Source organism: Catenulispora pinistramenti (genome assembly GCF_018274385.1).
Lineage (GTDB): Bacteria > Actinomycetota > Actinomycetes > Streptomycetales > Catenulisporaceae > Catenulispora > Catenulispora pinistramenti.
The window spans coordinates 1-25,725 of sequence record NZ_JAAFYZ010000045.1; the positions used below are offsets into that span (position 1 = coordinate 1).

At 70.2% G+C, this 25,725-nt stretch carries 21 protein-coding genes; 11 read left to right on the top strand and 10 right to left on the bottom strand.

The genetic code is table 11. The features are described 5' to 3' along the window. Positions 1 to 244: 244 nt before the first annotated feature. On the bottom strand, positions 245 to 847 hold the full coding sequence (locus KGQ19_RS15365) for a dTDP-4-dehydrorhamnose 3,5-epimerase family protein (protein ID WP_212009816.1): 603 nt from the start codon (positions 845 to 847) through the stop codon (positions 245 to 247). A gap of 110 nt (positions 848 to 957) precedes the next feature. Beyond that, positions 958 to 1,827 carry a glucose-1-phosphate thymidylyltransferase RfbA gene (rfbA, locus tag KGQ19_RS15370; protein ID WP_212009817.1) on the bottom strand — a complete coding sequence of 290 codons (870 nt, stop codon included), beginning with the start codon at positions 1,825 to 1,827 and terminating at the stop codon, positions 958 to 960. Positions 1,828 to 1,915: 88 nt separating this feature from the next. On the opposite strand from rfbA, the gene rfbB reads away from it, so the two are divergent. The 3 genes from rfbB (at position 1,916) to KGQ19_RS15385 (ending at position 4,798) form a co-directional block, all read left to right on the top strand. Then, a complete protein-coding gene (gene rfbB / locus KGQ19_RS15375) occupies positions 1,916 to 2,980 on the top strand; it encodes a dTDP-glucose 4,6-dehydratase (protein WP_307856426.1) in 1,065 nt (354 codons plus the stop codon). Next, entirely contained in the window at positions 2,977 to 3,882 is a 906-nt protein-coding gene (gene rfbD, locus KGQ19_RS15380) for a dTDP-4-dehydrorhamnose reductase (RefSeq protein WP_212009818.1), read from the top strand. The genes rfbB and rfbD overlap by 4 nt, the downstream gene beginning before the upstream one ends. A gap of 139 nt (positions 3,883 to 4,021) precedes the next feature. After that, positions 4,022 to 4,798 carry an HdeD family acid-resistance protein gene (locus KGQ19_RS15385; protein ID WP_230418707.1) on the top strand — a complete coding sequence of 259 codons (777 nt, stop codon included), beginning with the start codon at positions 4,022 to 4,024 and terminating at the stop codon, positions 4,796 to 4,798. Between the two features lie 15 nt (positions 4,799 to 4,813). Here KGQ19_RS15385 and KGQ19_RS15390 read toward each other — a convergent pair whose 3' ends face one another. Next, entirely contained in the window at positions 4,814 to 5,710 is an 897-nt protein-coding gene (locus tag KGQ19_RS15390) for a glycosyltransferase (RefSeq protein WP_212009819.1), read from the bottom strand. 77 nt (positions 5,711 to 5,787) lie between these two features. On the opposite strand from KGQ19_RS15390, the gene KGQ19_RS15395 reads away from it, so the two are divergent. The 5 genes from KGQ19_RS15395 to KGQ19_RS15415 all read left to right on the top strand — a co-directional run bounded on the left by KGQ19_RS15395 (position 5,788) and on the right by KGQ19_RS15415 (position 10,692). Then, positions 5,788 to 7,437 carry a polysaccharide biosynthesis protein gene (locus KGQ19_RS15395; RefSeq protein ID WP_212009820.1) on the top strand — a complete coding sequence of 550 codons (1,650 nt, stop codon included), beginning with the start codon at positions 5,788 to 5,790 and terminating at the stop codon, positions 7,435 to 7,437. Between the two features lie 163 nt (positions 7,438 to 7,600). Further along, the gene (locus KGQ19_RS15400) at positions 7,601 to 8,065 is read left to right on the top strand and encodes a DUF2304 domain-containing protein (RefSeq protein ID WP_212009821.1); all 465 of its coding nucleotides are present in this window, start codon (positions 7,601 to 7,603) and stop codon (positions 8,063 to 8,065) included. Beyond that, on the top strand, positions 8,055 to 8,756 hold the full coding sequence (locus KGQ19_RS15405) for a glycosyltransferase family 2 protein (RefSeq protein WP_212009822.1): 702 nt from the start codon (positions 8,055 to 8,057) through the stop codon (positions 8,754 to 8,756). Before KGQ19_RS15400 ends, KGQ19_RS15405 begins: the two co-directional genes overlap by 11 nt. 53 nt (positions 8,757 to 8,809) lie before the next feature. Continuing rightward, the gene (locus KGQ19_RS15410) at positions 8,810 to 9,748 is read left to right on the top strand and encodes a glycosyltransferase family 2 protein (protein ID WP_212009823.1); all 939 of its coding nucleotides are present in this window, start codon (positions 8,810 to 8,812) and stop codon (positions 9,746 to 9,748) included. Between the two features lie 41 nt (positions 9,749 to 9,789). Next, positions 9,790 to 10,692: a glycosyltransferase gene (locus tag KGQ19_RS15415; RefSeq protein WP_307856427.1), complete on the top strand. Its 903-nt coding sequence runs from the start codon at positions 9,790 to 9,792 to the stop codon at positions 10,690 to 10,692. Between the two features lie 4 nt (positions 10,693 to 10,696). Here KGQ19_RS15415 and KGQ19_RS15420 read toward each other — a convergent pair whose 3' ends face one another. Next, the gene (locus tag KGQ19_RS15420) at positions 10,697 to 12,466 is read right to left on the bottom strand and encodes a S8/S53 family peptidase (RefSeq protein WP_212009825.1); all 1,770 of its coding nucleotides are present in this window, start codon (positions 12,464 to 12,466) and stop codon (positions 10,697 to 10,699) included. Positions 12,467 to 12,569: 103 nt separating this feature from the next. Here KGQ19_RS15420 and KGQ19_RS15425 point away from each other — a divergent pair, with 103 nt between their 5' ends. After that, positions 12,570 to 13,487 (top strand): glycosyltransferase, encoded by a 918-nt coding sequence (locus tag KGQ19_RS15425; RefSeq protein ID WP_212009826.1) that lies wholly within the window; start codon positions 12,570 to 12,572, stop codon positions 13,485 to 13,487. A gap of 84 nt (positions 13,488 to 13,571) precedes the next feature. On the opposite strand, the gene KGQ19_RS15430 is transcribed toward KGQ19_RS15425, so the two are convergent. The 3 genes from KGQ19_RS15430 to KGQ19_RS15440 form a co-directional block, all read right to left on the bottom strand. Then, the gene (locus KGQ19_RS15430; protein WP_212009827.1) at positions 13,572 to 15,344 is read right to left on the bottom strand and encodes a DUF2142 domain-containing protein; all 1,773 of its coding nucleotides are present in this window, start codon (positions 15,342 to 15,344) and stop codon (positions 13,572 to 13,574) included. Positions 15,345 to 15,455: 111 nt separating this feature from the next. After that, entirely contained in the window at positions 15,456 to 17,057 is a 1,602-nt protein-coding gene (locus KGQ19_RS15435) for a DUF2142 domain-containing protein (protein ID WP_212009828.1), read from the bottom strand. 90 nt (positions 17,058 to 17,147) lie between these two features. After that, positions 17,148 to 18,575 carry a hypothetical protein gene (locus KGQ19_RS15440; protein ID WP_212009829.1) on the bottom strand — a complete coding sequence of 476 codons (1,428 nt, stop codon included), beginning with the start codon at positions 18,573 to 18,575 and terminating at the stop codon, positions 17,148 to 17,150. A gap of 195 nt (positions 18,576 to 18,770) precedes the next feature. On the opposite strand from KGQ19_RS15440, the gene KGQ19_RS15445 reads away from it, so the two are divergent. Continuing rightward, positions 18,771 to 19,670, top strand: a complete 900-nt coding sequence (locus KGQ19_RS15445; protein ID WP_212009830.1) for a glycosyltransferase — start codon at positions 18,771 to 18,773, stop codon at positions 19,668 to 19,670. Between the two features lie 279 nt (positions 19,671 to 19,949). Here the strand turns inward: KGQ19_RS15445 and KGQ19_RS15450 are convergent, their stop codons facing one another. From KGQ19_RS15450 to KGQ19_RS15460, 3 genes are all read right to left on the bottom strand, one after another. Then, entirely contained in the window at positions 19,950 to 23,447 is a 3,498-nt protein-coding gene (locus KGQ19_RS15450; RefSeq protein WP_212009831.1) for a hypothetical protein, read from the bottom strand. A 433-nt stretch (positions 23,448 to 23,880) separates the two neighbouring features. Then, complete coding sequence (locus KGQ19_RS15455) at positions 23,881 to 24,171, bottom strand: hypothetical protein (RefSeq protein WP_212009832.1); 291 nt, start codon at positions 24,169 to 24,171, stop codon at positions 23,881 to 23,883. A gap of 6 nt (positions 24,172 to 24,177) precedes the next feature. After that, on the bottom strand, positions 24,178 to 24,348 hold the full coding sequence (locus tag KGQ19_RS15460) for a hypothetical protein (protein ID WP_212009833.1): 171 nt from the start codon (positions 24,346 to 24,348) through the stop codon (positions 24,178 to 24,180). 284 nt (positions 24,349 to 24,632) lie between these two features. On the opposite strand from KGQ19_RS15460, the gene KGQ19_RS15465 reads away from it, so the two are divergent. Further along, positions 24,633 to 25,607: a helix-turn-helix transcriptional regulator gene (locus KGQ19_RS15465; protein ID WP_212009834.1), complete on the top strand. Its 975-nt coding sequence runs from the start codon at positions 24,633 to 24,635 to the stop codon at positions 25,605 to 25,607. Positions 25,608 to 25,725: the final 118 nt, after the last annotated feature.

Below are 25,725 nucleotides of genomic sequence, written 5' to 3' on the forward strand. Positions count from 1 at the left end.
GCCCAACCGCACCCGGCCCACAAACCCCAGCCCCCAGCAAACTCCACCCGCCAACAGATCCCGCCCGCCGACCGACACGTCGCGAACCACGTCGCGAACCACGTCGCGAACCACGTCGCGAACCACGTCGCGAACCACGTCGCGAACCACGTCGCGAACCACGTCGCGAACCACATCGCGGACTCCCGCCCGAGCAAAGCGCGAACTCCCAGGCAAACGTTGCCCGACACGGCACTAACTGCGGCTAACGCTGCTGCCGCAGGCTCTCCGTGTACGCCACGCAGGTCGCGTAGTCCGGCAGCAGGCCGCTGTCCCGGGCCTCGGACAGCGAGGGTGACTTCGTGTCCCGCTCCGACAGCTGCGGTACCTCGACCTGCCAGTCGATGCCGAGCTCCGCGTCCAGCGGGTACACCCCGTGTTCGTGGCCGGGGCTGTACGTCGCCGAGCACAGGTACGTCAGGGTCGCGTCGTCGGTGAGGGCCGCGAAGCCGTGGCCCAGGCCCTCGGCGATGTAGACGGCCTTGCGGGTGTCCTCGTCGAGGCGGACGCCCTGCCACTGGCCGAAGGTCGGGGAGCCGACGCGGATGTCGGCGATCACGTCCAGGACCGCGCCGCGGGTGCAGGTGACGTACTTCGCCTGGCTCGGGGGGACGTCGGCGAAGTGGATGCCGCGGACCACGCCGGCCGCCGACACCGACAGGTTGCCCTGCCTCAGGTCCAGGGGGTGGCCGACGGCTTCGGCGAGCTGGTCGAAGCGGTACCACTCGGTGAACAGGCCGCGGGGGTCGCCGTGGAGCTGCGGGGTGATCTCCCAGGCGCCGGCGATCGACAGGGGGGCGATGTCCATGCGGGGTGGGCCCTCGTTTCCGGTAGGAGGTCGGTCAGGCGAGGTCGGCGCGGGTGCCGGTGAAGGTCCGCGCCGAGGAAATGATGCGTGCTGGTCAGGATGCGTGCGGGTCAGATCGCGGGGTCGAGCAGGTGTTGCAGATACTCGCCGTAGCCGCTCTTGCACAGCGGCTCGGCCAGCGCCGCCAGCTGCCGGTCGTCGATGAAGCCGGAGCGCCACGCCACTTCCTCGACGCAGCCGACCTTGTACCCCTGTCGTTGTTCTATGACGCGCACGTATTCGGCGGCCTGGACGAGGGAGTCGAAGGTGCCGGTGTCGAGCCAGGCGGTGCCCCGCTCCAGGACCTGCACCTGCAACTGCCCGCGGTTCAGGTACTCGACGTTGACGCCGGTGATCTCCAGCTCGCCGCGGGCGCTGGGCTTGAGGTGTTTCGCTATCTCCACGACCTGGTTGTCGTAGAAGTACAGACCCGGGATGGCGAAGCGGGACTTGGGCTTGTCCGGCTTCTCCTCGATCGAGACGGCGTGGCCGGTCTCGTCGAACTCCACCACGCCGTACTCGCGCGGGTTGGCCACCTGGTAGGCGAAGACCACGCCGCCGGCCGGCTCGGTGAGGGTGCGCAGCTGCCGGCCCAGGCCCACGCCGTGGAAGATGTTGTCGCCGAGCACCAGGGCGACTGAGTCGCCGTCGATGAACTCCTCGCCGAGGATGAAGGCCTGGGCCAGGCCGTCGGGGCGTTCCTGGGCGACGTAGCTCAGGTCCAGGCCCCACTGCGAGCCGTCGCCGAGCAGCCGCTGGAACTGCGCCTGGTCCTCGGGGGTGGTGATCACCAGGATCTCGTAGATGCCGGCCATCACCAGCGTGGAGAGCGGGTAGTAGATCATCGGCTTGTCGAAGACCGGCATGAGCTGTTTGGACACGCCTTTGGTGATCGGCCACAGCCGTGAGCCGGTCCCGCCGGCCAGGATGATCCCACGCATGCTGGCTACTCTAACGGCGCTTCCTCTGGTCGCCGGTTCGGTCAGCCGCGGGAAGTGGGATCGAGGAACGGCCGGTAGCATCGCGCAGGTGAGGATTCTTGTCACCGGCGGTGCCGGGTTCATCGGCTCTGAGTATGTCCGCCAGCTCCTGGCCCGGCCCGGCTCCGCCGATTCGGTGACCGTGCTGGACGCGCTGACCTATTCGGGGGTCGAGGCCAACCTCGAGCCCGTACGCGACGATCCACGCTTCGCTTTCCGGCGCGGCGACATCCGGGACGCCGAGGTCGTCGACGCCGTGATGGCCGGGCACGACGCCGTCGTGCACTTCGCCGCCGAGTCGCACGTGGACCGCTCGATCCTCGGCGCCGGCCCGTTCGTGACCACCAACGTGGTCGGCACCCAGGTGTTGCTGGACGCCGCGCGCAAGCACAACGTCGGCCGGTTCGTGCACGTCTCCACCGACGAGGTCTACGGCTCCATCGAGGAGGGCTCCTGGACCGAGGAGTGGCCGCTGGCGCCGAACTCCGCGTACTCGGCCTCCAAGGCCGGTTCGGACCTGCTGGTGCTCTCCTACCACCGCACGCACAAGATGGACGTGGTCGTCACCCGCTGCTCCAACAACTACGGGCACTACCAGTTCCCGGAGAAGATGATCCCGCTGTCGGTGACCAACCTGATCGACGGCGGCACCGTCGCGCTCTACGGCGACGGCGCCAACATCCGCGACTGGCTGCACGTCTCCGACCACTGCCGCGGCATCGACCTGGCGCTGCGCCAGGGCCGGGCCGGCGAGGTCTACAACATCGGCGGCGGCACCGAGCTGAGCAACAAGGACCTGGTGCAGCTGATGCTGGACGCCACCGGCAAGGACTGGTCCTCGGTGCGCACGGTCGAGGACCGCAAGGGCCACGACCGGCGCTACTCGCTGTCCATCGACAAGATCCGGGCCGAGCTCGGCTACGAGCCGCGGGTGGGCTTCGACGAGGGCATCGCGCAGACCATCGACTGGTACAAGAACAACCGTGCGTGGTGGGAGCCGCTGAAGGCGAAGGCGGCTTTGGAGAGCGCCGGGCAGGACGCGGCTGCGAACCCGGCGGCGAACGCCGCGTCGGGGTCGGCGTCGGCCTCCGCGTCGGGGAGCGCGGCCCGGTGAGCCGCCCGATCGTCATCGTGCCCGGGCGTGAGGCGCCGCGGCGCTGGCTGGTGACCGGCGCCGGCGGCCAGCTCGGCGCGGACCTGGTGGCCCTGCTGAAGGCCGACCCGGCCGCGCGGGTGACCGCGCTGACCCGGGCCGAGCTGGACGTCACCGACGCCGCCGCGGTGACCGCCGCGGTCGCCGGCCACGACATCGTGGTGAACGCCGCGGCCTGGACCGACGTCGACGGCGCCGAGACCCACGAGGCCCAGGCCACCGCGATCAACGGCGGCGGCGTCAGCAGCCTGGCCTCGGCCTGCGCGGCCGGCGGGGCCCGGTTCCTCACCGTCTCGACCGACTACGTCTTCGACGGCAAGGGCACCGCCCCCTACGCCGAATACGCGCCGACCGACCCGATCAACGCCTACGGCCGCTCCAAGCTGGTCGGCGAGCAGGCCGTGCTCGCGGTGCTGCCGGAGACCGGCTACGTGGTCCGGACCGCCTGGCTCTACGGCGCGCACGGCGCGAACTTCGTGCGCACCATGCTGCGGCTGGCCGGCGAGCGGGAGACCCTGGACGTGGTCGACGACCAGGTCGGGCAGCCGACCTGGACCGGCGCGCTGGCCGGGCAGCTGATCGCGCTGGGGCTGGCGTCGGGGGCCCCGGCCGGGATCTACCACGGCACCGCCTCCGGCCAGACGACCTGGTTCGGGCTGGCCCGCGCGGTGTTCGAGGAGGCCGGGCTGGACCCCGAACGGGTGCGGCCGACCACCTCGGAGAAGTACGTGCGGCCCGCCGAGCGCCCGAAGTACAGCGTGCTCGGGCACGACCGCTGGGCCGAGGCCGGGATCCCGGAGATGGGGGACTGGCGCGCGATGCTGACCGCCAGCGGGGTGGCCGCCGCAGGTCAGCTCGGCTGAGGCCGCGTCCGCCGGCCCGGCCCCGGCCCGATCCTGGCCCGATCCTGGCCCGATCCCCGTTCGTCCATTTGGACGACTTCGGGCCGGGCCGGGGCCGACAAAAGGCATCACCGGTCGGATTGTCGGACATAACGACCCCATGACCGACATGTATGACGGTGACGACCGCGGAACCGGCAGGGCCGAGGAAATGCGCGACGGCGGGACCGCCTACCGCGAGGGTTTCCGCGACCGCGAGGGCATGCGTGACGGCGAGGGCATGCGTGAGCGCGCGTCCGATCGCGGATTCGGCGGGGCTGACCGCGGCGACCGCGTCGAGGCCGAGAACCCGCTCCGGATCCTCGGGCAGGCCGCGTGGCAGGCGCTGATGGTGCTGGGGCTGGCGGCGATCGCCATCGGCGTGTGCGCGGTGGTCTGGCCCGGCCGCACACTGCTGGTCCTCGGCGTGCTGTTCGGGATCTACCTGCTGATCAGCGGGGTCATGGAGATCATCGCGGCGTTCGGCGACCACATCAGTCCCGGGATGCGGGTCCTGAACGTGATCGTCGGCGCGGTGTCCATCCTGCTGGGCCTGTTCTGCTTCCGGAACTCGCTGCACAACTCGGTGCTGCTGCTCAGCCTGTGGATCGGCATCGGGTTCCTGATGTGGGGCATCGCGACCATCGCGACCAGCGCCTCGGCGCCGCCCGGAGTGCTCGGCCGGGGCTGGGGCATGTTCGCCGGCTTCATGACGATGCTCGGCGGGATCATCATCATCTCCTGGCCCATCGGCTCCATCTTCACCCTGGCCATCTTCACCGGGATCTGGCTGATCGCGATCGGGCTGGTCGAGGTGATCCACGCGTTCACGCTGCGCGGGAAGGTGCGGCAGACGACCGAGCCCAGGTCCGGGTCGGGCAGACACGCGACCGTCTGAGCGGGCGGGCGCGCGTCAGCGCCGCACCGCCGGATGCTCGGCCCCCGCTGGGAGATAGCGGGGGTCGACGCGTTCCCGGAAGCCGTCGCGGAACCCGCGCAGCAGGGCCGGCACGTGGGTCCGGCGGCGCGGCTCGAACAGCAGCGTGTTGGTGAGGCGCTCGCCGAGGAAGACGAGGCTGGAGGCCAGGGCCCTGGGTCGGCTGGCGAAGTGGCCGCGGTGCAGGATCGAGACGTTGCGGCCGATCCAGTACAGGCGCCAGGCGGGGTAGTGGCTGTAGTGGACGGTGCGGCCGAACTTGGTGTGCACCTCGCAGGCGCCGATCTCGTGCGGCAGCCGCAGCCGCCAGTCGATGACGATGCGCCAGCCCGCCCGCCGCACGTCCAGGCAGAAGGCGACGTCCACCCAGTCCAGGAACATGTCCTCGTTGAACGTCACCTTCGCCAGCACCTCGCGCCGCACCAGCATCCCGGAGGTGATGACCGCCTCCTCGTCGGAAACGCCGTCGGTGCGCCGTGCGTCGGAACAGTAATAACGCTGGTGCTTCGGGTCCCAGGGGCTCGGCGCCGCGATCCCGACCGCCGCGTCGTCGAGGTCGGCGACCAGGCCCGGGACGATCTCCGGCGGCAGCTCGGAGTCCTGGTCGAGGAACAGGACGGCCTCGATGTCCGCCGGCAGCTCGCGCACCGCGATGTTCAGCGCGGCGCCCAGGCCCACGTTGCGGCCGTGCGCGATCACCGTGACCTGCGGCCCGGCCAGCGCGGGAGCCGAGGAAACCGGGTCGGAGCCGTCGGCGCCGGCCGGGGTGTTGTCCACCACGATGACCGAAGCACAGCTGCGCAGCGCCGCCTCGACGGCCGCGGCGAGGCGTTCGTCGGGGTGGTAGGCGGTGAAGACGGCGGCGACGCGCATGGCGGGAAACCCACCTTTCAGTGACGGAATCTACAAGCGTATATTGTGTCGATTGGCATCGACTACCATCGAATCTTGTGTCCCCTCACAGTGCCGAGCGTCCGCGCGTAGTGCGCTCCGTTCTGAGCCGCTTGACCACGCCCGGCCCGCTGCTGGCGATCGGGCTGGGGGCGACGACGGTCGCCGGGTCGCTGTGGATCGCGACATTCAACCACTCGCTGAGCAACCAGTCCGCGACGGTCCTGCTCTCCTTCTACTTCCTGGTCGGGACGATCGGCACCGGGGTGCTGGCGGGCCTGGAACAGGAGATGACGCGTACCGTGGCGCGGGCGCACGCGGTGGGCCACCCGGTCGGCGCGGCGGTGCGACGCCAGCTGCGGCAGGCCGCCGGGCTCGCGGCCGTCACGGTCGTGGTGCTGGCCGCCGCCTCGCCCCTGCTGCTCTCGCACTGGCTGGGCCACAGTTGGCTGATGGGGCTGGCGCTGCTGGCGGGGCTGGCCTCGACGTGGGCGGCGTTCCTGGTGCGCGGGGTGCTGGCCGGCTGCCAGGACTTCCGGTTCTACAGTCTGACGCTGGTCGTGCAGGGTGTGGCGACGATCGTGCCGAGCTCGCTGCTGGCGCTGGCGTGGTCCGGCCACATGGTCGGCTACGCCTTCGTCTTCGCTCTCGCGCCGCTGGTCTCGGCGATCAGCGGGCTGGCTTCGCCGACGGCGCGGCGGTCTTGGCGGGCTACCGGCGGTGCGGCCGGCGCGGCCGGTGCGGCCGGCGCGGGTGCCGTCCCGCAGCCGGAACCGCGCGAGGCGGCCGAAGCGGCCGAAGCGGCCGAAGCGGCCGGGCTTGCTGAACCGGCCGAGCAAGGCGGGCCGATTGCGCCGGCCGAGTCGACCGCGGGGACGCTCTTCGCCGAAGAAGTCGTCGCCGCCGGCGATGGCGCCGAGGCCATGCCGACCCCGGCGGCGCCGGAAGCCGCCGACGAACCCGGCGGCAGCCCCCGCGAGAAGCTGGTCCTCCTCACCCTCGCCACCCTCGTCAGCCAGCTGCTGATCAACGCGGTCCCGCTGATCATCGACCACCGGCTGAAGGCCGACGTGGCCAAGTCCCTCGGCTCGTCGATGGGTATGTCCCGGCTGGCCCTGCTGTGCCTGTTCCCACTCCAGGCTCCCCTGCTGCCGCTGCTCGCCGCCGCCGCGGCCCGTCACGATTTCCGTGAGGTGCGCCGCAAGGTCGGGTTCCTGGTGGCGGCCTGCCTCGGCGCCGGGGCCCTCGGGGTGGTCGCCGTGGCCGTGGCCGGGCCGTGGCTGCTGCGGACCTATTTCGGTTCCAGCTACCGGCTGTCGGAGATCTTCCTCTCAGCCCTCGCGCTGAGCACCGCGTTCCTCATGACCGCCTTCGTCCTGCAGTCCGCGCAGGTCGCGCTGAACCGGCACCGGGTGGTCTTCGCCTCGTGGCTGGCCGGGCTGGCCGTGATGGCCTTGGTCTTCGTGCTGCCGCTGGCTCCGCTCACGGCCGCGGCGTGGGCCGGGATCCTCGGGCCGCTCGTCGTGACGGTGATCGCGGCCGCCGATGTGATGTTGGTGACGCGGCCGGTGCCGAGCGTGACCACCCCCGCCGCCGACTCCTCCGGCGGGGTTCCGGCCCCGGTCCAGGCGCCGGTCGGGGACGGGCCGGCGGTCGTCACGGAGACCGGCGCCACCGTCGCGCCGGTCGCGGAAGGAGTGCGCCGATGAGCGCTATGCCCTGGCGGGATGGCCCGGAGCGCCGCGATCCCGGAATGGAACCAGATAGACTGCCCGGGTTCACCCATCGGGATCAGCCGACTACCGACGCGCCGGGGCGCGGCTTTGCGCGCCAGCACTCCGGGACGCGCCATCACTCCGGGAGTGGATCCGCATGAAACTGGCCATAATGACCGGTGTCGTGGCGCTCCTGCTGCTGGCACTGATCTTCGAGCTCCTGCGCCGCCGTCAGCTGCGGGAGAAGTACGCCGTGCTGTGGCTGGTCGTCGGGCTCGTCACGCTGCCGCTGGGCTTCATCCCCTGGAGCCTGGACAACGTCTCCAGCTGGCTGGGCGTGGCCAGCGGCGCCAGCCTGGTGCTGTTCCTCGCCGTCGTCTTCCTGCTGATCGTGTGCATCCACCTGAGCTGGGAGGCTTCCCGGCTGGAGGACGAGACCCGGTCGCTGGCCGAGGAGGTCGCGCTGATCCGGGCCGAGCTGCGCGAGGTGAACGACCGGCACGGTGAGCTGGAGGCCGAGGTCGAGCAGGTCCGCGCGGCGCAGGCGAACGGCACCGCCAACGGCCACGCCGTCGGGATCGTGACCCAGCGGGACGGGAAGGCGGTCGTCGGTGACCGCTGACAAGCGCGTTCTCATCATCATCCCGGCCTGGAACGAGGCCGACTCGATAGCGGACGTCATCTCCGAGGTCCGCGGCGAGCTCCCGGCCTACGACGTCCTGGTGGTCAACGACGGCTCCACCGACGCCACCGAGCGCGTGGCCCTGGCCTGCGGCGCCCGCGTCGTCTCGCTGCCCTACAACCTCGGCGTCGGCGGCGCCATGCGCCTGGGCTACCGCTACGCCGACGAGAACGACTACGACGTGGCGATCCAGCTCGACGCCGACGGCCAGCACGACCCCCGCTACGTCCCCAAGCTCATCGACGGCCTGAACGACGCCCACCTGGTCCTCGGCGCCCGCTTCGCCGGCGAGGGCGACTACCGGGTGCGCGGCCCGCGCTGGTGGGCCATGACCCTGCTGTCCCGGGTGATGTCCCGGATGGCCAAGACCAAGCTGGACGACACCACCTCGGGCTTCCGGGCCTGCGACCGCGAGATCATCCGGCTGTTCGCGCAGTGGTATCCGGTCGAGTACCTGGGCGACACCGTGGAGACCCTGGTCCGGGTGATCCGGCTCGGGCACCCGGTCGGCCAGGTCCCGGTGGCGATGCGCCCGCGGGCCGGCGGCGTGCCCAGCAACTCGCCGGTCAAGGCCGCGGTCTACCTCGGCCGGGCGCTGATCACGCTGCTGCTGGCCGTCAACCGCCGATGACCGACCCGCTGCCACCCACCGAACCCCGGACGACGAGGCCGACAGAGTCACCCATGACCACCACCATCGACATCATGCTGCCGTACTACGGCGACGTGGCCCTGATGCAGACCGCGGTGCGCAGCGTCCTGGCGCAGTCCGATCCGGACTGGCGCCTGACCGTCGTCGACGACGGACAGGAACCCGGCGTCCCGGAGTGGTTCGCGGCCCTGGCCGACCCGCGCGTCCGCTACCAGCGCAACGAGCGCAACCTCGGCGTCACCGGCAACTTCAACAAGTGCCTGGACCTGGTCGAGGCCGACTACATGGTGATGATGGGCACCGACGACGTCATGCTGCCCAACTACGTCGCCGAGATCCGCCGCATCGCCGCCGAACACCCCGGCGTCGGCATCATCCAGCCCGGCGTCCAGGTCATCGACGGCGCCGGCCAGGTCGTGAACACCATCGCCGACCAGGCCAAGGCCCGCATCTACCTGCCGCGCTTCAGCGGCACGGTGCTGATGGGCGGCGAGGAACTGGCCGCCAGCCTGCTGCGCGGCTGCTGGTTCTACTTCCCGTCGCTGTGCTGGCGCTCCGCGGCCATCAAGAAGGCGGCGTTCCGCCCCGACCTGGACATCATCCAGGACCTGGCGATCGTCATCGACCTGATCGAGGCCGGCGAGACCATGGCGCTGTCCGGCGAGCTGGCCTTCCACTACCGGCGCCACGAGGCCAGCGTCAGCTCGGTCGAGGCCATGGCCGGCAAGCGCTTCGCCGAGGCCCGCCGCTACTTCGTCGGCGCCGCCGCGCAGATGGACGCGCTGGGCTGGCCCAAGGCGGCCAAGGCGGCGCGGCGTTACACGGCGTCCCGCCTGCACGCGGTGACGCTGTTCCCGTCCGCGCTCAAGGCCCGCTCGGTACCCGGCATGAAGAACCTGGCGCGCCACGCCTTCCTGCCCGCGCCGCGGGCGGGGCGGGCAGGGCGGACGCCGAGCGAGTCGAAGCGGTGACCGGTGCCGACGGCAGGCACCGGCAGTCTGAGGGGACACCAGTGAGGATCGCCGCGGTCGTGACCGCCTACCATCCCGACGAACGGCTGCTGGCCGTGGTCGACTCCGTCCACGAATCCTGCGCTGAGATCGTGGTCGTGGACAACACGCCTGAGGGCGCGGCGTCCGTGGCGGACAAGATCGAGGACACTGACGTGATCACCGTCCTGCGCTCCGGTGTGAACCGGGGGCTGGCGCACGCGCTGAACCTCGGCGTCTCGCGGCTGTCGGCGGGAGTCGAAGCGGTCATCTTCCTCGATCAGGACTCTGTCTTGGCACCCGATGTGGTGCCGCGCCTGGCCGAGCACTTCCAGGACCGCGGCATCGGCGTCGCGACACCGGCGCCCTGGGACCCGGTCCACGAACGCTTCTACGAGACCTTCTCCGGCCGCCACGAGGACGTCGCCGATCGGGCCATCTCCATCACGTCCGGGATGCTGATCCGTCGCGATCTGCTGGCGCGCGTCGGCGAGTTCCGCGAGGGGTTCTTCGTCGACTACGCGGATCTGGAGTACTCGCTGCGTGTCCGCCGGACCGGCGCGCGCATCATCCAGGACAAGCGGCTGAGGCTCCCGCACTCGATCGGGGAGCGCCGCACCCACAGCTTCTTCGGGATGCGCATTCCGGTCACGCACAAGGCTGCCTGGCGGGACTACTGGCAGCTCCGGAACGGGCTGATCACGGTGCGGGAGCAGGGACGGTTCTCGCCGGCGTGGGCGGTGACCGCGGTGCTGTATCTGGGACGTGCCGCGGTGCACGCGGTGCTGTTCGAGGACGACCGGCGCGCGCATGCCGGAGCGGTGCTGCGCGGAGTGCGCGACGGGGTGACGCAGAAGTACAGCTTGCGTTATCTGCCTGAGGGCGCGGAGCTGACGGTCGACACGGAGCAGGGCCGGCGGGCTTAGCAGGCTACGACGAACACGTCTGAGTCTCGGTCACCCGCCACACATAGAGCCGGGAATCCCCTACCACTCCATACGTCTTGTACTGCTCCTCCGAAACCAGCTCCCAGCCCAGCCCGGGGTGCGACGAAGGCGTGACCACGTAGCAGATGAAGTGGTCCGGCAGATACCGCAGCCCCCCGAACACATCGAGCCCCACCGAGCGGTCCGGGTGGTCGGTCATCGCGGCAGGGGAGTGGTAGCCGTCCCAGACCAGCCCGGCATCGACGTGCTGGGCATCCGCCGCGCCGCTGGCGACGATGCGCGTCGCGGTGTTCCACACGGCCTTGTCGTAGGTGAAGGCGTTGGCCGTCAGCGTCGCGCCGGTGACCGTCACCATCCCGGCGGCCAGCGCGACCGGCACGATCCGTTTCGGCGCCCAGACAGACCCGAGCGCCGACGTCGAGTCCGGGCCCGCGACCGACGCGGGTCCGGAGACCACCCCGGTGCCGCGCCCCGACATCAGGAGCGCCAGCGCGGGGATCGCCATCGGGATCAGGTACCGGTCGTAGATGTCGCGTCCCTGGCCGACCTCCATCAGCGTGCCGAGGACGGTGGCCGTGGCGAACAGCGTCATCTCGGGTCGGATGCCGAGCGTCCAGCCGTCCGTCCGCACGCGCTCCACGACCGAGCCGACCAGCAGCGCCGCCGCGATGCAGGCCACCCAGGCCAGGACCATCCACCAGCCGCTGCCGAGCAGCATCGGCCGTCCGGGGGAGCTGGCCGACGCGTAGGCGCCGACGTGGGTCACGTAGTTCCCGAGGAACGCGCCTTTGTCCCAGCCCACCAGCGCTGTGGCGACGAGCGTCACGCCGGCCGCGCCCCGGCCGCGCCATGACCACCCGCGCGGCCGTACCACGGCGAACACCACGGGACTCACGGTGAGGGCGACGATCAGCAGGCCCTGGATCATCTCGGTCGACACCAGCTCGGCCGTCACGTGGCGGACGGTGAAGTCCGGCGCGCTGCCACCGGGCACCTTGCGGCGCCACAGCTCGAACACGCCCAGCAGGGCCAGCACCAGCGTTCCCACGCCGAGGACCACCGGGATCCGGAACACCGGCCCGCGCTCGGCCCGGTACCGGGCCCGGAACAGCGCGACGATCAGCACCGCTCCCGGCGCCGCGATGACCTGCTCGCGCACCGTCGCGCCCCACAGGCCGACCGCGCAGGCCCCGGCCAGCCAGGGCAGCGACACGCGGTCCAGCGCCCGCCGGCCCAGAGCCAGCGTCCCGGCGATCGCCGCGAAGGCCGGGATGTCGGTCATGAACGACGTCGACAGCAGCGCGAAGCCCGGCCACAGCGCCACGACCAGCGTGCCCAGCGCGGCCCGCCGCCGGCCGTCCGGGCCCAGGACCCCGAGCAGCGCGTCGTAGCACGCCAGCAGGCCGACCACCGCGATCCCGGCGATGAACACCGACTGCGCGGCCAGCGAGGCCCCGACCGGCCAGGCCAACACCACCAGGCCGGCCAGGCCCATCATGTTCCAGTTGTACATACGCACATGGCCGGTATGGACGAAGTCCTGCGCTGAGCGGCCGAAAGCCCAGGTGTCATTGTGCGGGATACCCAGATTGCCGCTCAGGGCCGCGTAGGCGAGCGGGATGAAGACGCCCAGCAGCAGCGCCGCACCCAGGTACGGCAGCCACCCTCCGGGGCCGTGCGCGGTCCGGACGTCGCCGTCGCCGCCCTCGAAAGGGACAGCTGCGCGGGTATCCTGCGCGACGCCTGTCGCCAAGGCTGCCGCCCCCGTTTCCTCACCTTGGGTACACCTGGATCTCGACCGTCTGAGGCTACCCCAGGCACCCAGGCCGCTGCCGCCGGTCCACTACGATGAAACGATGCCGACGATCGCCGCGGTCGCCACCGCCTTCCACCCCGACGAACGCCTGACGGCGGTCGTGGAGGCGGCGCTGAAGAGCTGCGAACGGGTGGTGGTCGTTGACAACACCCCCGGCGACGGCCCGTTCCTCACCGACACCCTGCGCGACCGCGACGGGGTGACGGTGCTGCGGGACGGCGGCAACCGGGGCCTGGCGGGAGCGCTCAACAGCGGCGTGGAGGAACTGCTCGCCGGGAGCGATACCGACGCTGCGCAGCCGGATCTGCTCCTGTTCCTGGACCAGGACTCGGTCCTCGGCGAGGACATGGTGCTCGCCCTGGCCCGGCACCTGACCACCGACGCCACGATCGGCATCGCGGCCCCAGCCGCATGGGACGAACAACAGGGGCGCTACTACGAACCGGGCACCGAGAACGGCCCAGACCTCGCCGACCGCGACACAGTCATCACCTCAGGCATGCTGGTCCGCCGCGAAGTCCTCACCAAGGTGGGCCCGTTCCGCACCGAGTTCTTCGTCGACCACGTCGACAACGACTTCTGCCTCCGCACCCGCGCCGCGGGCTACCGCATCCTGCGCGACAAGCGCCAGAAACTGGCCCACAGCCTCGGCCAGCGCAACCAGCACAAGCTGCCCGGCGTCGCGTCGGTGTCGTCATCGCGACACCCGACGTGGCGGCTGTATTGGATCGCCCGGAACGGCACGGTCCTGATGCGCGAGCACCGCAAGGACGCCCCGGCCTGGACCCGGAACACGGCGGCGTATCTGGTCTGGTGGTTCGCGCTGCGGACGGCGATCGAGGCACCGCGCGGTGCGCGGGCGCTGGCGATGATGCGGGGATTTCGGGATGGGGCGCGGGGGAGGGTGGACCGGCGGTATTTGCCGCCGGGGGCTGTGCTTTCGAACCAGCGCGACTAGTTTCGAACCAGCGCAATCTAGTACTGAAGGCCGTAAAAGGCCCTAAAGCTCACAACCCAACTGCGGCTCGGAAACAGCCTGCTCCTACAACGGCGTCCCGGAGGCAACCGCCGCCGCCCCACGGTCCTCGTCGGTCGTCTCCTCGCCGACGACTGAGGCCGATCGAGTCGATCCATGGGTGCCTTCAGCCACAACAGCCGCGCCATCGCGCAACGCCTGGGCCGCCAGCATCGCCACCGTCGCTCCCGCAGCCGCATCGGCTGCGATCGGCGCGACCTCAGCGACCCCATCGCCTGTACCGGCGCCCGTACCGGCGTCCGCTCCCGGATAAGGCGCCCAACTCTTCAACACCACCAAAGCCGCCAACCCGGCCCCCACCAGGTACAGCACCACCACCCCGACGATCGTCCCCGGCGGTGTCCAAGCCGTCCCCCACGACACCAGGGACCCACTCGACCCGGCCGCGTACCGCCGCAGCGTCGTGTAGAACATCAGCAACCCGAGCACCAGCGTCACGCCCGTCACCGCCACCGGCAGTCGCGGTACCGCGCGCTTGAGCCAATCGCCCCGCGGCTCGCGCTTCGCCAGTATCGCCGCCGCCAACAGCGGCAGTCCCGCGGCGACCGCGAGCAAGTACCGCCCCTGCCAGATGTACCCGAGGCTGGCGGCCTGCCTGCCCTGGGCCAGCACCGGGATGGCGATCACCGAGAACGTGAGCAGCGCCAGCGCCGCCACGTCGCGCCGCTTGCCGACCAGCGCCGCCGCCGCCATCAGCACCAGCACCGGCACGAACCACAGCTCGGCCAGGTGGAACGGGGGCTGCACGTCCAGCCAGCCGAAGTAGCCCACCATCTGCCGGAGGTAGACGACGCTCTGGCCGAAGGTGTGCTTGGCCGCGACCGCGAACGTCAGGCTCGGGTGGGTGGTGGCGCCGCCGGTGCCCAGGACGTTGAACTTGGCGGTCCAGGCGATGGAGCCGAGCGCCACCACGCCGACCGCGCCGGTCCAGAGCCAGACCGCGGGGCGGCGGATCACGTCGCGCAGGGCGCCGCTCTGGGCGGCCAGGGCCGCGCAGACGACGATGACCACGGCCCAGGCCGGGCCGAGCTGCCGGACGCACAGCAGCGCCATCGTGGCGATGCCGGCCCGGGCGAGCAGGCGCGGGACCAGCTCCGGCTGCGGGTCCGTCAGCAGGCTCAGGACCGCGGTCCACAGCAGGATGGCGGAGGTCGCCTCCAGGGAGTTCGGGTTCACCGAGCCGTTGAGGAACAGCACCATCGGGGTGGCGGCGGCCAGGACGGCGGCCATCGGGTAGCGGCGCTTGCGGCTCCACTGGAAGGCCGTGACCATGGCGCTGGCCAGCATCGCGGAGCTCAGGGCGGCGGAGACCATGCGCATGCCGTACATGCCCAGCGGGCCGTTCGACAGCAGGCTCGGCCAGCCGACGGCCAGGTAGTAGACCGGGTTGTTGGAGCCGGCGGTGCTGCCGGCCAGGGCGGTGCCGGGCTGCGCGGACAGGCTGCGGGCGCAGGAGGCGGGCACGTGGGCGTTGTTGAAGTAGCACTCGTGCAGGTTGGTCAGGAACGAGTACGCGGTCGGCAGCCGGTAGCCGGTCATCGGCACGTGGTTGGTGACCGTGCCGTTGTGGGTGATGACCGTGATCGGGGTGCCGTGCAGTTGGCCGCGGACCGTGGCCGCGGCCTTGACCATGTGCCAGGGCTCGTCCGGCACCGAGGTCAGGGGGGAGGCCAGGGCCCACGCCGCGGAGAGGATGAAGAACGCCAGGAACGCGGTGAGCCAGACGCGACGCGGGGTCCAGGTGCTGGGCGCCAGGCCCGCAACCAACCAATGCCGCATCCGTCGTACTCCTTCGTCCGTGTTCCGCCCCGCAACGAAACCGGCCGCTCCCCCGCTGGCCTTGGGCGTCCATCCATGCTAGCCATCCGTCCAGGGAACGGACGTCGGCGCTTAGGAAATCCTTATGTACCGTTCACGGATTGTGACCGTTTCGATGTCCGATATCGGCCTGGAGCGCGCCGCCCGCAGTACGAGGGTGAGCAACACCACGATTCCGGCGATCCCGAGCAGCACCGCCGGGACCCCGGATCCGGGCGGCGTCCACTTGCCGGAGAACGGGTTCACCGACGAGGTCTGGCCGAACAGGAAGACCAGGTTCGGGTGCAGGCTGTCGAAGGCGTGCTGGAACCGGATCATCGTGATCCACAGCGCCACGCCCTGGGTCGGGATCAGGATCCACGCCGCCCAGCGCATCACCCGCGCCTGCCGGCCGACCGACACCAGGCCCCGCTCGCCGATCACGAACCCGGCCAGGATCGGCGCGCCGACCAGCAGCGGGAGCGCGTAGCGGCCCTGGGAGAACCACCAGCCGCCGGCCGCGGCCTGCAGGTCGGCGGCGACCAGGAACAGGTACCCGCCGGCCACGATCGCGGCCAGCTGCAGCAGTGCCCGCCCGCCGCCCCGGCGCGCGGCCGTGATCAGCAGCGCCCCGACCGCGGCGAACCAGGCCAGGGTCAGCGGCAGCGGGATGGCGACGTCGCCGAACGACGTCAGCCCGACCATGCCGTTGGTGTACATCGGGACCCGGTGTGTCAGCTCCTTTATGACCAGCTTCACACCCTGCGGGATCCCGTTGGCCTTCTGCCCGGCGGCCGGGATGCCACCCTGCGTGGACAGCATTATCCAGGCCGCGCCGAACACCACCGCGATCGCCACCACGGCCGCCCAGACCAGGACCGAGCGCCTTCGGGCCAGCTCGCGCAGCCGGTCCTTGCCGGCCCCGAACGCGACCACCGCCAACGCGGCCAGCAGCCAGCCGATGCCCAGCTCCCGCAGCACCGCCAGGGTGCCGGCGGAGACGCCGAACAGCGCGAGCGTCCACTTCGAGTCGTCGCGGGCCAGCAGGATCGCGATCAGCGAGGTCCACACCGCGACCGCGGCCGCGATCTCCGGCCCGGCGGGGTTCACCGCACCGGTCAGGTTCACCGCGACCGGTGTCATGGCCAGCAGCACCCCGCCGAGCACCAGCGGCCCGCGGCCGCGCGCCAGCCGGACCGCGACCGCCACCGCGCCGCCGAGCAGCGCGCTGGTCAGCAGACACGTCAGCAGCCGGGCGGCGATCACCCCGGAGTAGTTCGGGAAGAGCTTGATCGGCCAGCCGGTGACCGCGTAGTAGATCGGGTTGTAGTTGTCCGCGCCGCTGGTGGTGACCACCATGCGGTGTTCGTCGCCGGGCGCGGGGGAGGACACGCAGGCCGCGGTCATGTTGAGCTTCCAGCGCATGCAGGACTGCGCGTCCGGATCCGCGATCCCGTTCGGCACCAGGCTCTTGGGCACCGTGACGGTGGCGTCGGCCCGGGCCGCGATCTGCCCGTCCAGCACTCCGTAGGCCCGTACGACGTGACGGAACTCATCCGCCGAACCGTCGTACGGCATCGCGAGCGACCAGGCCGAGCCCAGCAGGAAGAAGCCGACGAACGCCAACAGGAACGCCTTCGTCCCGGTCGAGCGCGGCTTCAGGCGCAGGACGGCACGGGACGGGGCGGCTGGCATCCCGTCAGTTTAGGGCCGTTCATCGTACGGATCGACCCACTCGGCGCGATACCGCCCCGTCGGCCGCGTCACACCATCGGGTGAGAGGAGTCACACACTGCTCGCGGCCTGCGGCTCGGCGGCCGGCATCCCGGGCCCGGCCGGACCGCCGTCGGCCGGCGTGAACCGCACATCCCCGGCCCGCAGTCCCCGCAGGCTGAACGCCATCGCCAGCACCACACCGGCCGGACCGACCAAGGACGCCATGACGGCCGCCGAGACCGGGTCGCCCGGCCACACCACGGCCACGACCATCGCGACCGCGCCGACCGCCCAGGCGATCGGCACGTGCCGCTGCCGGCCCAGCCCGATCAGCGTCGGCTGCAGGACGCCGACCGCCATCAGGCCCGCGGTCCCGATCGCCATCAGCACCAGCGAGAGCGCGGAGATCCCGGTCGCGTTGAAGAAGTTCTTGAGCACCCACGGGCCCATCACCCCGAGCCCGGCCCCGGCCAGCGCGCCCAGGCCCAGCATGCCGATCGAGCCGGTGCGCACCGTGGTCCGCACCGCGCGCATGTCGCCGATCGCGCCGGCCGCCGTCAGCCGCGGCAGCAGCAGCGCCGTCACCGGCCCGACCAGCAGCAGCGGGATCCGGGACAGGGTGGCGGCCTGGACGAAGGCCGTCGCGGTGGCCGGGTGGGCGCCGAGCCGCGAGCTCGCGCCGAGCGCCGGCAGGTTCGCGACCAGCTGGGTCAGCAGCGCCGCGCTGACCAGGAACAGCAATCCGGTGGACAGCCACGACCGGAGCCCCGACCCGTGGGTGTCGACGGCCGGCTCGCGTGCGTCGACGGCCGGCTCGGAGGTGCCCGGCGTGCTCGGCGCGGCGGGCGCTGGCGTCCGGGCTCCGGCGCGCTGCACGGCCAACCGCGGCCGCAGCCAGAAGTACCAGCCGATCCCGGCGGAGAAGAACAGCCCGCATGAGTACACCGCGCAGTAGACGACGGCCGACCCGATGCCGAGCACTGCGATCGCCAGGAACGGCACGATGCGTGACATCCCCTCGGCCACCAGTGTCGCCGAGTAGCCGACGAACAACTGCTGCCCGCCTAGCAGACCGCGTACAAGGTATGACAGGGAGTAGCTGAACGTCCCGATCACCACCGTGGGGATCAGCACCCACTCCTTGCGCAGCGGCCCGGCCACCAGGATCGGCGAGGCCACCAGCACGAACAGGCAGCACACGGCGAACAGCGCGGCGGTGTGCCGGACCGCGCGCCGCATCACCGGGACGATGTCGTCGCCGACCGCGACCGCGCGGCTCAGCGAGCGGCTGGTCTCCAGCTCCAGCCCGGCGAAGACGCCCTGGCCGATCAGGTTGACCAGCACGTACATCGAGGCCATGGCGGCCGCCGCGGGCTTGTCCTTGATGCCGCCGGCCAGGATCAGGAACAGGTAGCCGCCGATCGCGACCAGGAGCACCGAGGCCGTCATCATCGCCGAGGGGGTCTTGGCGAAGCGGCGTATCGCGGACAGTGTCATCGGGGAATCACCGGGGGCGTCAGGTGGTGCGGATCGCGAGGGGGACCCGTCGATACTGCCAGATCCGCGGGAATCGTGAGGGCGGCACGGCGTTCCCGGGGTTGGGTAGCATGTTGGCTCGCCTGTGTCGACCGTCATCGCCGGTGTGCGGCGGGCGGGTTCGTCGGGTACGGGATGTCGAGAAGGTTGGGGGCCATGGCCGGTCGTGACGCTGCGGTGATCGAGTTCCTGGTCCCCTACTACGGAAGCCCGGAATACCTGCACCAGACGATCGCCAGCATCAGGGCCTTGGAAGACACCGACTGGCGGCTGACGATCGTCGAGGACGCCTTCCCCGACGGCCCGGCCGTCGAGAGCACCGTCCTGGCCCTGGGCGACGACCGCATCCGATACCTGCGCAACGAGCAGAACCTCGGCAACAACGCGAACACCTACCGTTGCATCGAGCTCGCGCGGGGTGACTGGTTCGCGATGCCCGGCGCCGACGACCTGGTGAACCCGAACTACGGCCGGGCCGTGGCCGACCTGATCCGCCGGCACCCGGACGCGGCGATGGTCCAGCCCGCGGTCGAGGTGATCGACGAAGACGGCCAGCCGCACTTCCCGCTCCCGGACAAGATCAAGCGGCTGACCCGCCCCGGCCACGACGAGGTGGTCCTCCAGGGCGACACCGGCGCGGCGAGCCTGCTGCGCAGCAACTGGCTCTACACCCCGGCCTCCTGCTACCGGCGCGATCACCTCCAGCAGGTGCACTACCGCGCGGACATCGACGCCGCCCACGACCTGGCGTTCATAGTGGACGTCCTGATGGCCGGCGGCGAGATCGCGGTCGGCACCGAAGTAGCCTTCCGCTACCGCCGGCACGGCACCAGCCACTCCAGCTCCTTCGCCCGCAGCGGCCGCCGCTTCGAGCAGGAGCGCAAGTACTTCGAGGACATCCAGATCGAACTGGCCGCCCTGGGCTGGAAGGCCTCCGAGCGCGCCGCCCGCCGCCGACTGCTCTCGCGCCTGAACGCACTGAGCCAGCTGCCCGGCGCGGCACTGGCGCGGGACGGCGGGGCGGCCAAGGCGATGCTGCGGCACGGGGTGCGGTAGCGCGTCGCGGCTTGTTGTGTGACCAGTCGCGCGGTGCCGGGCGGCGCGGGCCAGCCCTGAGAGTGGCTCGGTCGCGTGACGAAAGAGTCGTCGTAGATCGGGCCGCATGCCCGGTGGGTGCCCAGCTTTTCAAGGTCGTTGCCGATAGCGGTGCCAAACGTCTTCGTGCTCTGCCGCGCTTCGCGCGAACACGGCGGACAACGTTTCGCCCCGCGAACCTCGGCGAGGTTCGCGGGGCGAAACGGGGTTGTGCGTATCAGTGCGTTACCGCTCTATCGGTCACAGGTGGACCGAGCTGCTGATGCCGGCGCTCAGGGCCGATATCCCGGTGTTGGTGTCGAGCAAGATCCAGCCGACGCCGGGCGTGCCCGGGTACTGCCAGACCGAGCCGTCGTTGTGCATCTCGTAGAGAGCGCCGTCCGCGCCGGCCTGGATGCCCGTGGTGTTCGGGTTGTTGTCCAGCTGGGTCCAGCTGTTCGGGGCGCCGTTGTAGGACCAGACGGTGCCGTCCTTGTGGGTCTGGAAGAGCTGTCCGTTGCCGCCCACCTTGATGTCGGTGATGTTGGCGTCGGCGTCGATCTGGGTCCAGCTGTTGGACGTGCTGTTGTACGACCACAGCGAGCCGTCGTTGTGCAGTTGGTACAGGTTGTTGCCGCCGGCGGCGATCTCGACGGTGTTCGGGTTGTTGTCCAGCCTGGTCCAGCTGTTCGGGGCGCCGTTGTAGACCCAGATGGTGCCGTCCTTGTGCAGCTGGTAGACGTTGTTGGCGACGACCGCGCCGACGGTACCGGGGTCGGTGTCGATCTTGGTCCAGTTGTTCGGGGTGCCGTTGTAGGCCCAGAGCGTGCCTTCGTCTGCGTGCAGCTCGAACATCCCGGCGCTGCCGGCGAGGATCTGCGAGGTGTTGGTGTTCTTGTCGGTCTGAGTCCAGCCGGCCAGCGGAATGCCGCCATAGGCGTCCGTGGATCCGTCATTGTGCAGCTGGTAGAGCCCGGTCGCCGACGACGCGATCTGAGTCGTCGTGGGGTTGTCGTCCACCTTGATCCAGCCGACGCCGGGCGTGCCCGGGTACTGCCAGAGGGTGCCGTCGGTGTGCAGCTCGTACAGCGGCTTGGTCCTCCAGCTCGCCGAGCTGGATTCGCCGCCGTTCACCATGCTGGTGCCGGAGTCGTTGTCGATCATGGTCCAGCTGGTGCCGGTGCCCGTGTACTGCCAGAGCGAGCCGTCGTTGTGGGTCTGGTAGAGCATGCCGTCCGCGCCGGTCTGGATGCCGGCGGTGTTCAGGTTGCTGTCCAGCGGCGTCCATACGGTGCCGGAGCCGGTGTACGACCAGACCGACCCGTCGTAGTGGGTCTGGTACACCTGTCCGTTCCCGGCCACCTTGATGTCGGCGATGTCGGTGTTGCTATCGATCAGCGTCCAGCTGTTAGGCGTGCCGTTATACGACCACAGCGTGCCGTCGCGGTGCAGCTGGTACAGGTTGTTGCCGCCGGCGGCGATCTCGACGGTCATGCTGTTGTCGTCCAGCGGTGCCCAGGTGGTGCCGGAGCCGGTGTACGACCAGATCGAGCCGTCGTTGTGCAGCTGATAGGCGGTGTTGCCGATTGCGAGCGCCACTGTGCTGGCGTTGGTGTCCAGCGGGGTCCAGCTGGTGCCGGAACCGGTGTACGACCAGACTGAGCCGTCGTTGTGCATCTGGAACAGTCCGGCGCCGCCGGCGGCGATCTGCGTCGTGCTGGTGTTGTTGTCGATAGGCGTCCAGGTGCCGGGAGTGCCGGTGTACTGCCAGACCGTGCTGTTGTTCGCGTGGAACTGGTAGATCTTGGAAGCCGACGCGACCACCTGGGTGGTGTCCGTGTTGGTGTCGATCTTCGCCCAGCCGGTCATCGGTGTGCCCGTGTACTGCCACAGCGTGCCGTCCGGGTGGCGCTGTACCAGCATGCCGTTCCAGACCGAGATGCTGAGCGGGCTGGAGGTGCCCGACCTGGCTCCGGAGGCGTTGAAGGCCACAGCCGTCAGCGAGTGGGTGCCGTCGGGGATCGTGGTGGTGTCGATGTTTTGGGGGAACGCTCCGCCTGCCGTCGAGGTGCCGACTGCGTGCCCGTCCACGTCGTACTCCACCTTGGTGGTGTTGGCGCTCAGTCCGCTCGCGGTGAGGGTCACCGAACCGGTGAGGGCCCCGGCCGGGGCGATGACGGTCGGTGTCGCGGGGACGTTGCTGATGGTGATGCTGACGGCGGGGCCGTCGACCTCGTTGCCGTTGTAGTTCGCGCCGATGAACGCCTGATAGCTGCCGTCAGGGATGGTGAGGGCGGGGCTGTCGGAGGCGCCGGTGGTGTCGAACTGGTACCTGAAGGTGGGCCCGCCCTGGATTGCCGGATGGGGGACGATGTCCGCCCCGCCCCCGGCGGGCCGCAGGTGTAGGTAGTACTCCGTAGGGGCAGGGGACGCGCTTCCGGTGACGGTCACGGTTCCGGAGATGGGACTGGTGGTGGACAAGCCGGATGGAGCAGACACCGTTGGTCGGATGTCGGAAGTGGTGTCGTGCATCCAGTGCACGTCGCCGCTGCCGCCGAGGACGTTTTCGACCATGCCGTTGCTTACGGGGATGCCGTCCCACTCGCCGGGCGTGGAGGCGACTTCGTTCCAGTTCTCGTGGACCATGTCGATGGTGCCATTGCCGTTGGCGTCGACGTGACTGGCTATGACGATGCCGGTGTGGCCGGCACCGCTGTTGTAGTAAGCGATCACATCGCCGGGCTGGGGGGCGGTGTGATCGGACAACGAGTTGCCGCGCAGTACGAAGCGCCCGGGGTGGATCTGGTTGAGGGCGGCGGTGAGGTTGTCGGCCTGGTCCTTGCCGTCGCCGCCGTCGTTGCCGGTCAGGCCCCAGCGCTGGATCGCGTAGCGCATCGGGAGTTCGGCGCACTCCCATTCATTGCTACCCCAGCCGGTCGTGCGGTCGTTGCCGTTGCTGTAACCGCACACCTGCAGGCCGTCGATCTTCTCGTTGAGCAGGCTGTAGTAGCCGCCGTCGCAGGTACCGCCGCCGTGGTTCCAATAGCTGGACGGAGGTGGGGGCAGCGTCCCCCCGAAGGAGATGACCGGGTCTCCTGAAGCTGCGGCGGTGACGGCCTTGGTGGCGGCGTGCGGATTGGAGCCGGCATTGGCGGCGGCGACATCGACAGTGGTCGGCGCGGCCAGATTCGAGGCGGTCAGCGTGATGTCCGTGCCGAACCCGGCCGGGACGTCGGGCTCGGCGTGTTCAGCGCGTACGATCCAGATCCGCTGGCCGGCCTCGACGATCCACTGCACCGTCTGGATCTTCGAGGTGCCGTCGGTCTCGTGCCGGACTTGTCCGGTCACCGTCTGCCCGAACAACGTCGCGACCGGGCCGGGGGTCGAAGGGCCCTCGACCGAACGCCAGGCGGCGGCACCGCCGGCCGCCGCGACCGGGAAGTCGGACTTCGGCAACTGCTCGCCGAAGGGTACCGCCGTGACCGAGAAGAACCGGAATGGCCCGGCGGCCTCAGCCGAGGCGCTTTGCACCGGGTCCCCGGGCTTGGGGGCGAACGACGCACCGGTCGGCATATCAGGGTTGGTTACCGTGAGTGCGACGCCATCGACGCTCATGGCGTGCTGTGAGGGCACAGTACTGACGCTGGCCACAGGGGCGACGGCATCCGCGGCGTGCACAGCGGGCATCGCGCACATCGGGGCGGCGACCAGGGCTCCGGCGACGACCATGGCGGACAGGCTTCGGCGAATAAGGGGCATGAAGGATCTCCTAAGAAGGCGGCTGACGAGACAGGGGATGCGATAGCGGACGGCGAGCAGCTGGCATTGCCCAGCCGGCTCATGACGTGTGCGATGCGGGTTCGGCTGTTGCGACGACGTCGAAGCTTCGTGACGTCGAGCCCAGGGGTATGGCACAGGGCAGCTCAGAGTGGGCGCGCATCCAACCGTTCGCGGGCCCGTACAAAGCGGTGTCGTGTGTTCCCGGTAGTGCGGCCTACAGTCCGGCCGGCCGATGCGGGCGCGAACTCGATCGCGCGGCGCGGCATCGTCACCGGTGTCGGCAAGCCTGGAGTTACCGCGAAGTAGCTAAAATTCATTGAGGTGGCCGTCCTGTTCGGACATTGACATGTTGTAGGCTGTCGGCCCGATCGGCGTACGGCGGAATTGATTTCACAGATGTTTTCGGTAGCGGCTATGGGGTGGTTTCCTCGCGATCGGCAGCGGCGTAGGAGACGGTCCATTCGGGAATGAGCGCGAGAATGTTCTGGACTGGTGTGCTTCCGGTGTCCGGGGGGTCGGTCGGGCCGACTCCGGCGAGGTAGACGGCCAGGTCGATGCGGCGTGCCCGGGCTTTGGCGTGGAGGTGCTGAATGCCGAGGCCGGGGTTGGCCCGAGCCCAGATCCGGTCTTCCAGCTGTTCGGCGTCGGTTTGTCCGGGACTGGGTCGACTCGGGCTGGTCAACGCCAGGTAGAGCAGGTACATGGCTGGTCAGTCCCAGCCGAAGCCGTTGGCGGACGTCGGGGTGATGGCGGTGGCCGAGGCGATGGCCGGCGGGGTGGTGTCCCAGCCGAATCCGGCTTTTGACGCCGTCGACGCCGAGGCGGTCACGCCAGAGATCGCGACGAGGCCGGCGACGATGAGGAAACCGAATTTCGACATGGTGGTACCCGCATTCGTGTGTCATGGATTTCGGGATTCCTCACCGGATTCTTTATGTCTTTCGCTCCGGTGCTTCCCGCTGCACTTTGAATTCTGCCGGGCTGCCTGCCGCAGCGGAATACTGTGCGGGTGGCTCGAACACGCCCGGCGTACTCACGCCACCCCGGCGCCGCGACCGCTTTAGGACATTGCGGAGGTCAACAGCGCCCTGCCATCCTGTGCTCCGAACGTGTGAGCGATCAGGGGTGGGGCGGCTCTCAAGGGTGGGGATGATGGTTCTTGGTGTGCTTGGCCTGTCGTCGCAGGCCGAGGCTGTTTACGCGGCGATGCTCGCCGATCCGGGCGCAGAGCTCGAAAAGGTGATCAGCGCCGCCGGTTTGGACGAACGCAGTGTCCGGGCCGGTCTGGACGAGCTGGCGGAGTTTGCGTTCGTGCGCCCCTCGCGGGACATGCCCGGCACCTTCCGCGTGGTCAGCCCTGAAGTCGCCCTGGACGCGATGGTGCGCCGCCAGGAAGCCGAACTGGCACGCCAGGCGCAGGAATTGGCCGCGAACAAGGTGGCCGCGGCGGCAGCGGTCGCCGAATACGGCCGCTCGGCATCCGCGGCCACCCAGGCGGGCGGTGAACGCCTCATCGGGCTGGACGCGGTCGCGGCCAAGTTGGAGTTGCTGGCGAAGGAAGCCCGCGAGGAATGCCTGTCGGTGATGCCCGGGGGCGCCCAGTCCGCCGCCAGCCTGAACGCGTCACGCCCGCTGGACGCCGCGGCGCTGGAGCGTGGCGTGGATGTTCAGACGCTGTACCAGGAAAGCGTCCGCAACGATGCCGCGACCTTCGCCTACGCCCAGTGGCTGACCAGCCAGGGCGGCCAGGTGTGTACCGCGCCGCTGCTGCCCCCGCGCATGGCCATCGTGGACCGCCACACCGTGCTGGTCCCGATCGACCCGGCCGATACCAAAGCCGGCGCCCTCTGCACCAGCGAGCCGGCTATCGTCGCCTCCCTGATCGCCGTCTACAGGCAGGCCTGGGCCACAGCTGTCCCGCTCGGCGCCGACCGTACCCCCGGCACCGACGGTCTGTCCCGGGTCGAACACGACCTGCTGCTGCTCCTTGCCCAAGGCCTGACTGACGATGCCGCGGCCAAACGCCTGGGCCTCGGGCTGCGCACCGTCAGCCGACAGATGACCGGCCTGATGGAACGCCTCGGTGCCACCAGCCGGTTCGAAGCAGGACTGAAAGCCGCCCAGCGCGGCTGGCTGTAGCGAAAGGGCTGTCGGCCAGCAGTGAAGCAGCGCTTGACAGGCTCCTTACAGCGCGGTTCATCGTTGTTCCGTCAGTAGCTCAGTGCGCCGAGTCCTGTCGTTCAGCTGCGGACCGAGC

Bases quoted from the DNA above. Each gene is read 5' to 3' on its own strand.
- KGQ19_RS15400 (WP_212009821.1), top strand. From the start codon at position 7,601: ATGAAACTGGCCATAATGACCGGTGTCGTGGCGCTCCTGCTGCTGGCA.
- KGQ19_RS15430 (WP_212009827.1), bottom strand. From the start codon at position 15,344: ATGCGGCATTGGTTGGTTGCGGGCCTGGCGCCCAGCACCTGGACCCCG.
- KGQ19_RS15460 (WP_212009833.1), bottom strand. From the start codon at position 24,348: ATGTCGAAATTCGGTTTCCTCATCGTCGCCGGCCTCGTCGCGATCTCT.
- rfbA (WP_212009817.1), bottom strand. From the start codon at position 1,827: ATGCGTGGGATCATCCTGGCCGGCGGGACCGGCTCACGGCTGTGGCCG.
- KGQ19_RS15435 (WP_212009828.1), bottom strand. From the start codon at position 17,057: ATGCCAGCCGCCCCGTCCCGTGCCGTCCTGCGCCTGAAGCCGCGCTCG.
- KGQ19_RS15440 (WP_212009829.1), bottom strand. From the start codon at position 18,575: ATGACACTGTCCGCGATACGCCGCTTCGCCAAGACCCCCTCGGCGATG.
- KGQ19_RS15410 (WP_212009823.1), top strand. From the start codon at position 8,810: ATGACCACCACCATCGACATCATGCTGCCGTACTACGGCGACGTGGCC.
- KGQ19_RS15385 (WP_230418707.1), top strand. From the start codon at position 4,022: ATGACCGACATGTATGACGGTGACGACCGCGGAACCGGCAGGGCCGAG.
- KGQ19_RS15455 (WP_212009832.1), bottom strand. From the start codon at position 24,171: ATGTACCTGCTCTACCTGGCGTTGACCAGCCCGAGTCGACCCAGTCCC.
- KGQ19_RS15450 (WP_212009831.1), bottom strand. From the start codon at position 23,447: ATGCCCCTTATTCGCCGAAGCCTGTCCGCCATGGTCGTCGCCGGAGCC.
- KGQ19_RS15390 (WP_212009819.1), bottom strand. From the start codon at position 5,710: ATGCGCGTCGCCGCCGTCTTCACCGCCTACCACCCCGACGAACGCCTC.
- KGQ19_RS15445 (WP_212009830.1), top strand. From the start codon at position 18,771: ATGGCCGGTCGTGACGCTGCGGTGATCGAGTTCCTGGTCCCCTACTAC.
- KGQ19_RS15425 (WP_212009826.1), top strand. From the start codon at position 12,570: ATGCCGACGATCGCCGCGGTCGCCACCGCCTTCCACCCCGACGAACGC.
- KGQ19_RS15365 (WP_212009816.1), bottom strand. From the start codon at position 847: ATGGACATCGCCCCCCTGTCGATCGCCGGCGCCTGGGAGATCACCCCG.